The organism is Rhodococcus sp. GQ147 (genome assembly GCF_059759155.1).
This window is the reverse complement of record NZ_JCAXDU010000017.1, coordinates 26,245-39,212: the sequence shown is the minus strand read 5'-3', so window position 1 is coordinate 39,212 and position 12,968 is coordinate 26,245. Positions and strand designations below refer to the sequence as shown.

The window sequence follows — 12,968 nt, the reverse complement described above, 5'->3', positions numbered from 1 at the left end:
GCCGACAGTGCTACTCGAGTCGGCTCGCCGACAGTGCGTGCGCGGTGAGGAAGTGTTCCACTGCGGTGCGGAACTCGTCGGGCCGGTCGTCGTGCACGAGATGCCCGGCGCCGTCGACGAGGACGTGGTCGGTGCCGGGTCGCGTCACCATCCGCCGCATCTGCCCCTCGGGGGTGATGGTGAACTCGCCTTCGAGCAGCAGCGCGGGCACGCGGATCGAGTTCCACTCGTCCCAGAAGTGCCGCGACCCCCACTCTTCCGAGATGTCGCGGAAGGTCTCGACCTCGCCGTGCAGATACCAGCCGTCATCGCGGCGGACGAACGAGTCGAGGAAGTAGCGACCCGCGACGGGCCCGAAGAAGTCGAACACCGCATCCCCGGTGGGGAACGGTTGCGGCCACTGCGCGATCATCGCCGCCCAGTTCGCGGCCGTGCGTCCCCGGAAGTCGGGCGCCATGTCCTCGAGCACCAGCGCGGTGACCCGCTCGGGATGGGTCGCAGCGAAGCACCACGCGTGCAGGGCACCCATCGAATGCCCGATCACGACGAGCGGTTCGGTGATCCCGGTGAGATGGGTTTCGAGATCGGCGACGAACGCCTCGGTGGTGAGTTCGTCGGGAGCGGGACGACCGTGACCGGCGGCGTCGAAGGTGTACACGTGTCCGTGTTCGCGCAGCCACGGCACGTGACGACGCCACGTGCGGGCGCTGCCCATGAGACCGTGCAACAGCAGGATGGGTCGTCCGGTTCCGCCCTCGTCGTGCAACACAATCGACCAAGTTAGCGGAGTAGGCTCTCGCGCATGGCAGTCGTGAAGATCAACGCAATCGAAGTTCCCGAAGGCGCCGGCCCCGAGCTGGAGAAGCGATTCGCCAATCGGGCGCACACCGTCGACAACTCCCCCGGCTTCCTGGGCTTCCAGCTGCTCCGCCCCACCGCGGGCGAGAACCGGTACTTCGTGGTGACTCAGTGGGAGTCCGAGGAGGACTTCGCCGCGTGGCGCGACGGCGACGCACGTGCTGCCCACGCGGGTGAGGCGAAGAAGCCCGTCGCGACCGGCGCATCGCTGCTCGAGTTCGAGGTCGTCCTCGACGTCAAGAAGTCCTGAGATGTCCGCGTCCGGCGGGTCCGGGCGTGAGTTCACCTATGCGGAGGTGGGAGCGAGCCTGCGTGCCTTCCGGGACGAGGCACCGCTCCCCTCCGGTTATCGACATCTGAGGGTCGAGAGCGAACTGGGCCGCGGCGACACCGTGTTCGAGGTCGCCGCTGCCCAGTTGTTCTCGTGGGACATGCACCGCGGCGCGGGCATACGGATCCCGCCCGGCACGCCCCTCGCAGTACCCGGCGTCGAAGTGGATCTCGGCTTCGGTCTCGGACCGGTGCGCGCGTCGGCGCGGTGCCGCGTGATCGAGATCGTCGACACCCCGGACATACGCGGGTTCACCTACGGCACACTCCCCGGTCATCCCGCCAGCGGCGAGGAGACCTTCGTCGTCGAGCGCACCGTGGACGGACGGGTGCGGGGAACGGTGCTCGCGTTCTCCCGCCCCGCCCGCTGGTACACGAAGCTGGCCGGTCCCGTCGGGCACCTGCTCCAGCAGCAGATCGCGCGACGTTATCTCGCGGCACTCACAGCTTGACCGTCACATCGTCGACGGCCCTGCGCAGGAACTGACGGAAGACGTCCACAGGCTGCGCACCCGACACCGCGACGGCGCGGTTGGCCACGAAGAACGGCACCCCCTGCACGCCGATCCGTCGCGCGTCGAAGAGATCGGCGGTCACGGCGTCGGCCGCCGCTTCACCGGCGGGATCGTCGCCGTCGAGCGCCGCGCGCGTCGACTCCGGATCGAGCCCGACCTCGGCGGCGACCTTCACGAGGACATCCACGTCGTCGATCACCTCGCCGTCGACGAAATGCGCACGGAACAACGCTTCGAGCACCTCGTCGCGCTTGTCGCCCGCCAGATGCACGAGTCGGTGCGCATCGAAGGTGTTGGCGGCGACGACGTTGTCGAAGTCGATCTCGAGTCCCACGTCGGCAGCGGTATCCGAGACCTGGGCGAACATCTGCCTGACCTGTTCGGCCGGCATCCCCTTCATCGCGACGAGCGCCTCGACCTCGGGGACCCGTCGCCCGACCGGTGTGTCGGGCGAGAGCTGGTACGACCTCCAGGTGACCTCGATCCGGTCGCGGTCGTCGAAGGACTCGAGCGCCTCCGCGAAGCGCCGCTTACCGATGTAGCACCAGGGGCAGGCGATGTCGGACCAGATCTCGATGTGAGCGGTGGGGAGAAGTACGTCAGGCATGCTCATATTCGGGTACAACCCGGCCCTGACGTGCTCTGTTCCCGGCCGATCGGTCCACGAACCCGTCAGCTCTCGAGCGCGGCGTCCAGGGAGATCTCGACGCCGGTGAGTGCCTTGCTCACAGGGCATCCGGCCTTCGCGTCCTCCGCGGCCTTGACGAAGTCGTCGGCGTCGAGGCCGTCGACCTCGCCCCGCACCTTCAACCGGATTCCGGTGAGTCGAAATCCGCCCGCCGGATCGGGCCCCAGCGAGACGTCGGCGGTGACCTCGAGGCTCTGCGGCGTGCCGCCCGCCTCCGCGATCAGCGCGGACAACTGCATCGCGAAGCACGACGAGTGTGCGGCGGCGATGAGCTCCTCGGGGCTGGTGGTGCCGTCCGCGTTCTCCGCCGAGCGTTTCGGGAACGACACGTCGAACGTGCCACGGCCCGAGCTGGTGAGCTCCACCTGACCGGAGCCCTTCTGCAGATCCCCGTTCCATGCGGTCCGTGCGGTACGAGTGGGCATGACCTCTCCTTCTCTGGGTGCGACAGCACTGCATGCGACAGTGCTTCACGAAGACAGTGCTTCACGAACCACACTTGCAGAGTCGTCGTGGTGGCGAGGGCCGTTCGCGCCAGAGCGTTCCTGATGTCCGGATCAGGCCGATCGCGCCCTGAGTTCGCGGTCGCGCTCACGGATCGACTGCACGGCTCCGTCCCGTTCGTAAGGCCGCGTCTCGAGCCGCCGCTTCACCTCTGCGATCTCCCGCATACGCTCGGCGTGACCCCGCCGGGCGGCGCGTCCGGCGCCTCCGGGCACCAGGACATTCAGGCGGTCGCGTAGGAGGTTGCGCGCGAACCACACCGGGTACAGTGCCGCCATCGGGCTCAGTCGCGGAACACCCACAACGTCGGCGTATCCGGAACCCAGCGACAGGCGGGCCAGGTCGGCGTGGAAGTGACAGCGCGCCCAGCTCCTGATGCGGTTCTCCGCACCCGGGCCGTCGACCCCGTAGATGCAGGGAACGGCCTTCAGCGCGGCCTCGGTGAGAGCGGCGGACGAGTCGTCGGGGTCGACCGCCGACCAGACCGCCAGCCAGATCAGACGCAGAGGGTAGCTGGCCGGGAAAGCGATGGCGGTGGTGAACGCCATGAGGGTGCTCGCAGGATCGGCTTCGGTGCGAGTCGATCGGTTCGGTCGTGCAGGTGGGCAGTCGACGATGCATCGATCGTCACGTTTCCTCCTCGTCCGGATTCGGGGACCGACCATGACGAGGATTCCACAATTAGTACACACTTGATTCCGGAATTGGTCGATTCCGGAAGTCTGGTCGTGTTGTGCCACACTCGACGATGTGTCCGAGCCCGAAGCCACCCGCGCGTATCGCGGCGTCGCCCCGGCCGACCGGCGCGCCGAACGCCGCAAGCGTCTCCAGAACGCGGTGATCGACGTCGTCGCCGACGAGGGCTGGTCGGCGACGACGGTACGGAAGGTCGCGGCCACCGCGGGAGTCGGCCCGCGCTTCTTCTACGAGAGCTTCACCGACATGACCGACCTCGTCACCACCGCCTACGACGAGCTCGGCGCGACCCTGCTCGAACGCGCCGTCGACGCCATCGCGGCGGCCCCCGACGAGTTGCACGCCAAGACACGCGCCGCGGTGGGAGCGATCGTCGGCGCCGTCGAACGCAACCCCCAGCAGGGTCGCTTCCTCATCTCCGACGCGCCCCCGCTCGCCGAGCGGAAGAGCGCGTTCATCCGGTCCGCCGCCGACGAACTCGCCAAGCAGAGCGACGCGGTGGGCACCCGCCTCGACTCTCGGCAGGCCGAACTGCGTGCGGTGATCGTCATGGCCGGCGCCGTCGAGCTCGTCCGCGGCTGGCTCGACGGCACGCTCGACATCCGTCCCGACGAACTCACCGAGATCGTCGCCAGCACCCTGTCGACACTCACCGCGCACATGCCGACCATCGGCAGATAAGCAGGCGGCAAGGTCGGCCGCGACCCGCGGCAGGGCAGATCGGCCGGAAAGAAGATCTCTGCTCAGCCCTGCACCGCGGCAGACAACCCGCTCAGAGCCTGGTCGACGTGGGCGGGCCACTCCCGGGCGTCGATCCGATGCACGCCCGCCTCCCCCGCGAACGCACTCGAGACCACCACATCGGGTTCCGTCTTCGCCAGCAGGCGCAGACTGTCGGCGAGCACGCGGGCGTCGCTCATCCCCTCGATGTAGCCGGCCCGCCACGTCCCCGAAGCACCGCGATACAGCGTGTCGCCGGTGAACAGGTAGCGGGTCCCGTCCGCGCCGGGCACCAGATAGCAGGTGCTGCCCACCGTGTGCCCGGGTGTCGGAACGATCTCCACCCCGTTGTCGTCCACATGACGTTCCGTCAGCGGGACGTCGATGCGGGCGTGCCGGCCGACCACGTCGGCCTCCGCCGCTGCCGCGTGGAGTCTCGGCCCGAAGCGCTCGGCGATCCTGCCGAGCATCGGACCGGCCTCGTCCTGGTGGGACAGGTACTGGTCGGTGATCCCCCCGAGGCGGTCCAGTTCGTCGAAATCGGCCTCACCCGCGACCGAGTAGAAGAGCACGTTGTTCGTCCCGGTCCACAGATAGGCGTGCGTCCTCAGCCCCGGGAACGGATTGTCCTCCTGCGTCTCCCACAGATCGGGCAGTACTTGCCGCATCGCGGTACCTCCTGGTCGTCGTCCGGTCACCACCACCGTGCAACCTCGAGCCGACTGAAGGTCAAGTGCGTCGGACGACGAGAGGGGCGACACCCTCTCGGGTGCCGCCCCTCTCGGTACAGCAGGTGCCTGCTCTCACAGGCAGCAACACGTGCCCGCTCCCACAGGCAGCGGACGCTTATCCGGCTTCGGACTCGCCCTCGCTGGACTTGGCCAGCGCGACCGCCGGGGTGTCCGGGACCTCGGCCGGCTTCTCGCTCGGCGTGAACGTGAACTTCGCGTTCTCGCCGGCGCCCTCGCCGTCCCAGCCCTCGACGTCGACGAGGACGATCTGGCCTGCGCCGATCTCGCCGAACAGGATCTTCTCGGAGAGCTGATCCTCGATCTCGCGCTGGATCGTGCGACGCAGCGGACGTGCGCCGAGCACCGGGTCGAAGCCGCGCTTGGCGAGCAGCGACTTCGCCTTCTCGGTGAGCTCGATACCCATGTCCTTGTTCTTCAGCTGCGTCTCCACACGTCCGACCATCAGGTCGACCATCTGGATGATCTGATCCTGCGTGAGCTGGTGGAAGACGATGATGTCGTCGATACGGTTGAGGAACTCGGGCCGGAAGTGCTTCTTCAGCTCGTCGTGGACCTTGTTCTTCATCCGCTCGTAGTTCGACGCCTCGCCCGTTCCGGCCGAGAAGCCGAGCCCCACGGCCTTCGAGATGTCGGCGGTGCCCAGGTTCGACGTGAAGATCAGCACGGTGTTCTTGAAGTCGACCGTGCGTCCCTGGCCATCGGTGAGGCGACCGTCCTCGAGGACCTGCAGGAGGGTGTTGTAGATCTCCTGGTGGGCCTTCTCGATCTCGTCGAACAGAACCACGGAGAACGGCTTGCGGCGCACCTTCTCGGTGAGCTGGCCGCCCTCTTCGTAGCCGACGTAGCCGGGAGGAGCACCGAACAGGCGCGACGCGGTGAAGCGGTCGTGGAACTCGCCCATGTCGATCTGGATGAGCGCGTCGTCCTCGCCGAACAGGAAGTTCGCGAGCGCCTTGGACAGCTCCGTCTTACCCACACCGGACGGGCCGGCGAAGATGAACGAACCGGACGGACGCTTCGGATCCTTCAGGCCGGCACGCGTACGACGGATCGCCTTGGCGACGGCCTTGACGGCGTCCTCCTGGCCGATGATCCGCTTGTGCAGCTCGTCCTCCATGCGGAGCAGACGCGTGGTCTCCTCCTCGGTGAGCTTGAACACCGGGATACCGGTCCAGTTGGCGAGGACCTCGGCGATCTGCTCCTCGTCGACCTCGGCGATGACGTCGAGATCGCCCGCACGCCACTGCTTCTCGCGCTCGGCACGCTGCGCGACGAGCTGCTTCTCCTTGTCGCGCAGGCTCGCGGCCTTCTCGAAGTCCTGCGCGTCGATCGCCGATTCCTTCTCGCGACGGGCGTCGGCGATCTTGTCGTCGAACTCGCGCAGGTCCGGCGGCGCGGTCATGCGACGGATGCGCATGCGGGCACCGGCCTCGTCGATGAGGTCGATCGCCTTGTCCGGCAGGAAGCGGTCGTTGATGTAGCGGTCGGCGAGAGTGGCCGACGCGACGAGCGCCTTGTCGGTGATCGAGACGCGGTGGTGCGCCTCGTAGCGGTCGCGCAGACCCTTCAGGATCTCGATGGTGTGCTCCACCGTCGGCTCCCCGACCTGCACCGGCTGGAAGCGGCGCTCGAGAGCGGCGTCCTTCTCGATGTACTTGCGGTACTCGTCGAGGGTCGTCGCACCGATGGTCTGCAGCTCACCGCGGGCGAGCTTGGGCTTGAGGATCGACGCAGCGTCGATCGCGCCCTCGGCAGCACCGGCACCGACGAGCGTGTGCAGCTCGTCGATGAACAGGATGATGTCGCCGCGGCTGTTGATCTCCTTGAGGACCTTCTTCAGGCGTTCCTCGAAATCGCCGCGGTAACGGCTGCCGGCGACGAGCGAGCCCAGGTCGAGCGTGTAGAGCTGCTTGTCCTTGAGGGTCTCGGGGACTTCACCGTTGACGATGGCCTGCGCGAGACCCTCGACGACGGCGGTCTTGCCGACACCCGGCTCGCCGATGAGCACCGGGTTGTTCTTCGTACGACGCGACAGCACCTGCATGACGCGCTCGATCTCCTTCGCCCGGCCGATGACCGGGTCGAGCTTGCCTTCGAGAGCTGCCTGCGTGAGGTTGCGGCCGAACTGGTCCAGGACGAGCGACGTGGACGGAGTGCCGGTCTCGCCACGGCTCGTGCCGGATTCTGCGGGCTCCTTGCCCTGGTAACCGGACAGCAGCTGGATGACCTGCTGACGCACCCGGTTGAGGTCGGCGCCGAGCTTGACGAGCACCTGCGCCGCCACGCCCTCACCCTCGCGGATGAGACCGAGCAGGATGTGTTCGGTACCGATGTAGTTGTGTCCGAGCTGGAGCGCTTCGCGAAGGCTCAGCTCGAGGACCTTCTTGGCACGAGGAGTGAAGGGAATGTGCCCCGAGGGCGCCTGCTGACCCTGGCCGATGATCTCTTCGACCTGGCTGCGCACACCTTCGAGGGAGATACCCAACGACTCGAGCGACTTCGCCGCCACACCCTCACCCTCGTGGATGAGGCCGAGGAGGATGTGCTCCGTGCCGATGTAGTTGTGGTTGAGCATCCTGGCCTCTTCTTGAGCCAGGACAACGACGCGCCGCGCGCGATCGGTGAACCTTTCGAACATCGCACTCCCTCACACTCTCCGGCCGCCGGTCCGGTACGCCGATCGTCCCGCACCCTGCTGCCGCTCTTAAGCTCCGGCACTCGAGTCGTTCGTCGGAACCTTTCAGAGGTTCCAAGCTCCCACTCCACACTCTAGTGGCCGTGGTATCGACTCGCTTTCCCTCTACCCTTCGGAAGGCGGCGAGAAAACCCGGTTTCAGAAGTCAACGCTGCACGTGGCGGATACGTTTCCGCAAGCTGTACGCCACAAGCGAACAGAGGCTGTGGGGGATCAACGGGCGAAGAATCGCTCGATCCTGCGTCCGAAGCTCCGCGAGGCGCGTTCGGGATCGGCCAGAGCACTTTCTGCGAGGACACTGTCCTCGTCCGACACCGTACCCGGTTCGAACGGCCGCAGCGAACGTCCCGGACCGCGCAACCGTTCGATGGCGGAGATGAGCGAACCACCGTCCTTCGTGGCCTCCGCGATCACCTCGGGGTCGACGTCGAGATGTTCCGCCACCAGGATGTTGCGCAGCTCGACGGCGGCGCGGCCGACCGCGTCCCCGGGTTCGGCGGACTCGATGGCCAGGTCGCATTCGGTGTCGAAGCCCATCGAACGGTTGTTCAGGTTCGACGACCCGATCCGCAGCAACGTCTCGTCCATGACGACGACCTTCGCGTGCACGTAGATCGGCTCCCCGCCGGCGGTGACGGGATAGTAGGCGGCGAAACGGCCGTGCACGTCGGCCTCCCACAGCATGTGCAGCAGGGCCCGCCGGGCACCGTCCATGGCCTTGCGTTCGAGCCAGCCGTCGGCGTTGCGTGGGATCACCACCACGATCTCGGGGCCGTCCGGTTCCTGCAGTCGCTCGGCGAGAGCCTCCGCGATCCTGCGCGAAGCGAGGTACTGGCTCTCGAGGTAGAGAGTGTGCCGCGCCTTCTCGATCACCGACAGGTACAGCGCCTCGATCTCGTGGACGCCGTCCTTCCCGTCGTAGGCGGGCAGCGTGCGCGCGATGCCCACGTCCACACCGCGGAGGGTCGGCTCGAGATCGTCGGGCCAGATCGGCTCCGGCTCCGGCACGGGATCGAGCTCCTCCCCCGTCGCAGCCTTCCACCGGGCGCGGGCCTGGTCACCGAGGGCCCGCGCGGCGTCGCCGTCGACGGCGGTCGTCACGTCGTGCCACGGTCCGTAGCGTTTACCGCTCGGCTCCCGCCGGTATTTGCTCCGGTCCGGATGATCCGGGGTGTCCCAGCGGTCGACGGTCATATCGATACCGCCACAGAAAGCGATGCTGTCGTCGACGACGAGAATTTTCTGATGGTGCGCCGCGCCCACGGGATGCGCCCCGTCGATTTCGAAGTGCAGGCTCGGGTCGGTGAGCCAATCGAGCACGAACACCGGCGTCATTCCGCGTGCGAGGGCACTGAACGCACCGATGTTCCACTTGAGCAGATAAATATCGAGACCGGGTCGACGTTCGGGAAGCCATTCGAGGAATTCACCGAGTTTGTTCGGTCCCTCGAGAGTTGCACCCTCGGGTTCGAACTTGATCCGGGTGTCGAAATCCCACCCGATCAGCATGATGCGTTTTTCCGCCCGGAGCATCGCCGCCTTGGCGTGACGGAAATAGTCGGCGGCGTCGACTATGCAGGTCAACCTCTCCGCTCGCGCAATTCGCCAGCAGGTGGAACCTGGTTCGAGCACGGTCTCGGCCATGAGCGGATGCTACTCCCCGACCGCATCGTGCCGGGTCGTCCGCACGATCGACGTGTGTGACAGGCGCCACTGTGCCACAACCCAACCCGTCCACCGACGACTGTGGGGCGCCGTCCACGGATGGACGACGCCCCACGGACGAGGATTCGTCAGTGCGCTTTGTTGTACGCCTCGACGATCTCCGCAGAGATTCGGCCACGGGCCGACACCGGCAGATCGTTGTTCCGTGCCCATTCACGGATAGCGGCCGTCTGTTCGCGACCGGCACTTCCGGATCCGCTCTTGCGCGCAGCCGGCGCAGTTCCGGCAGCGGTCTTGCTCCGCTTGCGGCCGCCGACCTTACGAGCGTGTTCGATCCAGAATTCCAACTGCTCACGCAACCGTGCCGCATTGTCCTCGGAAAGGTCGATCTCGTACGTCACTCCGTCGAGACCGAACTCCACCGATTCGTCCGCCGCCGACTCCTGATCCACATCGTCGATCAGGGTGACAGTGACTTTTTTCGCCATGTGGTGTAAATCCTCTCAAATGCGCTTCCCCCGCGGGACGGGCACCACACTACCCGCCGATTAACGCATCGCAATATGGAGCGGCGAAATCCGATTAACGGGTGTTCGGTCGAACAATCGGGAACAGGATTGTTTCGCGGATTCCCAGACCGGTAAGTGCCATCAACAGACGGTCGATTCCCATTCCGGTACCGGTGGTCGGCGGCATTCCCTGTTCCATCGCGGCGAGGAAGTCCTCGTCGAGAGCCATTGCCTCGTCGTCCCCTTCCGAGGCCAGACGCGCCTGGTCGACGAAACGCTCGCGCTGGATCACCGGATCGACGAGTTCCGAGTAACCCGTGGCGAGTTCGAAACCTCGGACGTACAGATCCCATTTCTCGGTGACCCCGCGCACCGTGCGGTGATCGCGTGTCAACGGCGACGTCTCCACGGGGAAATCACGCACGAAGGTCGGCTCGTGCAGCTGGTCGCCGCACATGTGCTCCCAGAGCTCCTCGACGAGCTTGCCGTGACCCCAGCCCTTGCCCTCGGGAATCTCCAGACCGACACGATCCGCGAGAGCCGTCAATTCCTCCAGTGTGGTGTCGGGGGTCACGTCCGTGCCGATCGCCTCGGACAGCGAGGGATACATTTCGAGAGTTTTCCATTCACCCCCGAAGTCGTATTCCGTACCGTCGGCGAGCGTCACCACATGGGTGCCGAAGACCCCGAACGCGACCTCCTGGATGATCTCGCGGATCATCCGCGCCGAATCATCGTAGGTTCCGTACGCCTCGTACGTTTCGAGCATCGAGAATTCCGGCGAGTGCGTCGAGTCGGCACCCTCGTTACGGAAATTGCGGTTGATCTCGAAGACCTTCTCGATACCGCCGACGACGCAGCGCTTGAGGAACAGTTCCGGCGCGATACGCAGGTACAGATCGATGTCGAGTGCGTTCGAGTGCGTCACGAACGGGCGGGCCGCCGCACCGCCGTGCAGGGTCTGCAGCATGGGCGTCTCGACCTCGAGGAAGTCGCGACGCTCGAGCGCGTTGCGCAGCTCGCGCACCACCGCGACACGCATGCGTGCATTGCGACGTGCTTCGGGACGCACGATGAGGTCGACGTAGCGCTGACGCACCCGCGCCTCTTCGTTCATCTCCTTGTGCGCGACCGGCAGCGGACGCAGCGCCTTCGACGCCATGGTCCACGAGTCGGCCATGACGCTGAGCTCACCGCGACGGGAGCTGATGACCTCGCCGTGCACGAACACGATGTCGCCGAGGTCGACCTCGGACTTCCAGGCGGCGAGCACCTCCTCGCCGACGCCGGCGAGGCTGAGCATGACCTGCAGCTGGGTGCCGTCGCCCTCCTGCAACGTCGCGAAGCACAGCTTGCCGGTGTTGCGCGAGAACATCACGCGGCCGGCAACGCCCACGACGGTGCCGGTGGCGGTGTCGGGCTCGAGGTCGGGATACTCGGCGCGGATCTCCGCGAGCGTATGGGTGCGCGGGATCTCGACGGGATAGGCCTCCGAACCCTGTGCCAGGAGCCGTTCGCGCTTCTCGCGGCGAACCCGCATCTGCTCGGGGGTGTCGTCGGGCTGCTGAACGGTGGCATCACTCACGGGTAACCAGACTATCGGACACCCGAGGTCACTATTCCTGCAGATGCGCGCTTTCAGTGAGCGGTGACCCGCGCCACGTCCTGCGCGACGTGCTGGGCCTCGGCGACTGCGCCGATCAGGCGGGCCGCGCGGATGGCGTCGTAGCCTCCGACGAGGTGGGTGACCCGGCGCAGACCCTGCGCGTGCAGTTCAGTGACCACACCGTGCGAGCTCGCGCCGTCGGACGAGACGAGGATCCATTCGACGTCGCGGTCGACGGCGAGGGCGAGACGGCCCGGGCCGCTCGGATCGAGTCGCTCGGCGACGAGATCGGCGGAGATGGCCAGTGCACCGGGAAGTGTTCCCTGAGCGGCACGTTCGGCGTTCGATCGGATGTCGACGACGACGGCGCCGCGGGCGACCGCTGCGGACAGTTCGGTGGGGTACGTGCGCTCGACGGCGAGCCGGTGGAAGGCGACCGGAGCAATAGTGGCAACCGGAGCAGCGGTGGAAACAGAAGTGGCGGAAAGAAGCGCAGCGCGCATGAGAAAACTCCCAGGAATGTGTTATCGGTCGAGGCGGCGGTCAGCCTCGACAACACTCCTGGGTGCTCATGCAACGGATCACGAGGAACATTTTTACACAGAATGACGCTCAGCGGAACCCGCAGTTCCGCGTGCCGCTCGTCTCACCTGGTTCCGCTCGTACACCAGACGCAGTCCCTCGAGGGTCAGATCCGGCTCGTGGTGCTCGAGAGTGCGCGACTCCGGCATGATCAGCGGCGCACTGTCGCCGGTGCCGATGACGGCCACGTCGTCACCGTCGAAACCGGGCACCTCGGCGCAGATCCGCCGCACGATGCCGTCGACCATCCCGGCGAACCCGAAGACGGCTCCCGACTGCATGCACTCGACGGTGTTCTTTCCCAGAACACCTCGGGGACGGAGCAATTCGACCTTCCTCAGCGCCGCCGACCGCGACGCCAGCGCATCCATCGAGATCTCCACACCCGGAGCGATGGACCCGCCGAGGAACTCCCCCTTGCCCGACACGACGTCGACGCACGTGGAGGTCCCGAAATCCACGACGATGCACGGGGATCCGTAGAAGTGGTAGGCCGCCAGACTGTTGACGATGCGGTCGGCGCCGACCTCCTTCGGGTTGTCCACGAGCAGCGGCACTCCCGTGCGCACCCCCGGCTCCACCACCACGTGCGGCACCGACGACCAGTAGCGGTCGAGCATGACGCGCAGCTCACGTAGCACCGACGGCACGGTCGACAACGCCGCCACCCCGGTGACCTGCTCGGCGGATTCGCCGAGCAGACCGCGGAACAGCAGGGCGATCTCGTCGGCGGTCATCCTGGGGTCGGTACGGACGCGCCAGTCGCGCAGCAGCCGCGCGTGCGAGCCGCTGCCCGCGAACACCCCCAGGACGATATTGGTGTTGCGGACGTCGACGGTGAGGAGCAC

Annotated in this window: 14 protein-coding genes; 3 read left to right on the top strand and 11 right to left on the bottom strand. The window is 66.6% G+C overall.

The window, feature by feature from the left end; translation table 11 throughout:
• Positions 1 to 10: 10 nt before the first annotated feature.
• Positions 11 to 769, bottom strand: a complete 759-nt coding sequence (locus tag AC6CID_RS18795; protein WP_006550494.1) for an alpha/beta fold hydrolase — start codon at positions 767 to 769, stop codon at positions 11 to 13.
• Positions 770 to 802: 33 nt separating this feature from the next.
• Here AC6CID_RS18795 and AC6CID_RS18790 point away from each other — a divergent pair, with 33 nt between their 5' ends.
• A complete protein-coding gene (locus tag AC6CID_RS18790; protein ID WP_006550495.1) occupies positions 803 to 1,108 on the top strand; it encodes an antibiotic biosynthesis monooxygenase family protein in 306 nt (101 codons plus the stop codon).
• Between the two features lies 1 nt (position 1,109).
• Positions 1,110 to 1,640, top strand: a complete 531-nt coding sequence (locus tag AC6CID_RS18785) for a DUF1990 domain-containing protein (protein WP_006550496.1) — start codon at positions 1,110 to 1,112, stop codon at positions 1,638 to 1,640.
• Here the strand turns inward: AC6CID_RS18785 and AC6CID_RS18780 are convergent.
• The 3 genes from AC6CID_RS18780 to AC6CID_RS18770 form a co-directional block, all read right to left on the bottom strand.
• Positions 1,630 to 2,316 (bottom strand): DsbA family oxidoreductase, encoded by a 687-nt coding sequence (locus AC6CID_RS18780; protein ID WP_024102852.1) that lies wholly within the window; start codon positions 2,314 to 2,316, stop codon positions 1,630 to 1,632. The two genes, AC6CID_RS18785 and AC6CID_RS18780, sit on opposite strands and share 11 nt — an antisense overlap.
• A gap of 59 nt (positions 2,317 to 2,375) precedes the next feature.
• Positions 2,376 to 2,816: an OsmC family protein gene (locus tag AC6CID_RS18775; protein ID WP_498354307.1), complete on the bottom strand. Its 441-nt coding sequence runs from the start codon at positions 2,814 to 2,816 to the stop codon at positions 2,376 to 2,378.
• A 132-nt stretch (positions 2,817 to 2,948) separates the two neighbouring features.
• Positions 2,949 to 3,443, bottom strand: a complete 495-nt coding sequence (locus tag AC6CID_RS18770; protein WP_498354306.1) for a hypothetical protein — start codon at positions 3,441 to 3,443, stop codon at positions 2,949 to 2,951.
• A gap of 202 nt (positions 3,444 to 3,645) precedes the next feature.
• On the opposite strand from AC6CID_RS18770, the gene AC6CID_RS18765 reads away from it, so the two are divergent.
• On the top strand, positions 3,646 to 4,272 hold the full coding sequence (locus AC6CID_RS18765) for a TetR/AcrR family transcriptional regulator (RefSeq protein ID WP_498354305.1): 627 nt from the start codon (positions 3,646 to 3,648) through the stop codon (positions 4,270 to 4,272).
• A 62-nt stretch (positions 4,273 to 4,334) separates the two neighbouring features.
• Here the strand turns inward: AC6CID_RS18765 and AC6CID_RS18760 are convergent, their stop codons facing one another.
• The 7 genes from AC6CID_RS18760 to AC6CID_RS18730 all read right to left on the bottom strand — a co-directional run bounded on the left by AC6CID_RS18760 (position 4,335) and on the right by AC6CID_RS18730 (position 12,968).
• A complete protein-coding gene (locus AC6CID_RS18760) occupies positions 4,335 to 4,979 on the bottom strand; it encodes an MBL fold metallo-hydrolase (protein ID WP_006550501.1) in 645 nt (214 codons plus the stop codon).
• Between the two features lie 178 nt (positions 4,980 to 5,157).
• Positions 5,158 to 7,701 carry an ATP-dependent Clp protease ATP-binding subunit gene (locus tag AC6CID_RS18755; protein WP_006550502.1) on the bottom strand — a complete coding sequence of 848 codons (2,544 nt, stop codon included), beginning with the start codon at positions 7,699 to 7,701 and terminating at the stop codon, positions 5,158 to 5,160.
• 270 nt (positions 7,702 to 7,971) lie between these two features.
• On the bottom strand, positions 7,972 to 9,402 hold the full coding sequence (locus AC6CID_RS18750) for a phospholipase D-like domain-containing protein (protein WP_039584532.1): 1,431 nt from the start codon (positions 9,400 to 9,402) through the stop codon (positions 7,972 to 7,974).
• A 149-nt stretch (positions 9,403 to 9,551) separates the two neighbouring features.
• On the bottom strand, positions 9,552 to 9,911 hold the full coding sequence (locus AC6CID_RS18745) for a histone-like nucleoid-structuring protein Lsr2 (protein WP_006550504.1): 360 nt from the start codon (positions 9,909 to 9,911) through the stop codon (positions 9,552 to 9,554).
• A gap of 94 nt (positions 9,912 to 10,005) precedes the next feature.
• Positions 10,006 to 11,472 carry a lysine--tRNA ligase gene (gene lysS / locus AC6CID_RS18740; RefSeq protein ID WP_498354326.1) on the bottom strand — a complete coding sequence of 489 codons (1,467 nt, stop codon included), beginning with the start codon at positions 11,470 to 11,472 and terminating at the stop codon, positions 10,006 to 10,008.
• Between the two features lie 98 nt (positions 11,473 to 11,570).
• Positions 11,571 to 12,041 carry a rhodanese-like domain-containing protein gene (locus tag AC6CID_RS18735; protein WP_498354304.1) on the bottom strand — a complete coding sequence of 157 codons (471 nt, stop codon included), beginning with the start codon at positions 12,039 to 12,041 and terminating at the stop codon, positions 11,571 to 11,573.
• Between the two features lie 93 nt (positions 12,042 to 12,134).
• Positions 12,135 to 12,968: a type III pantothenate kinase gene (locus AC6CID_RS18730; RefSeq protein WP_006550509.1), complete on the bottom strand. Its 834-nt coding sequence runs from the start codon at positions 12,966 to 12,968 to the stop codon at positions 12,135 to 12,137.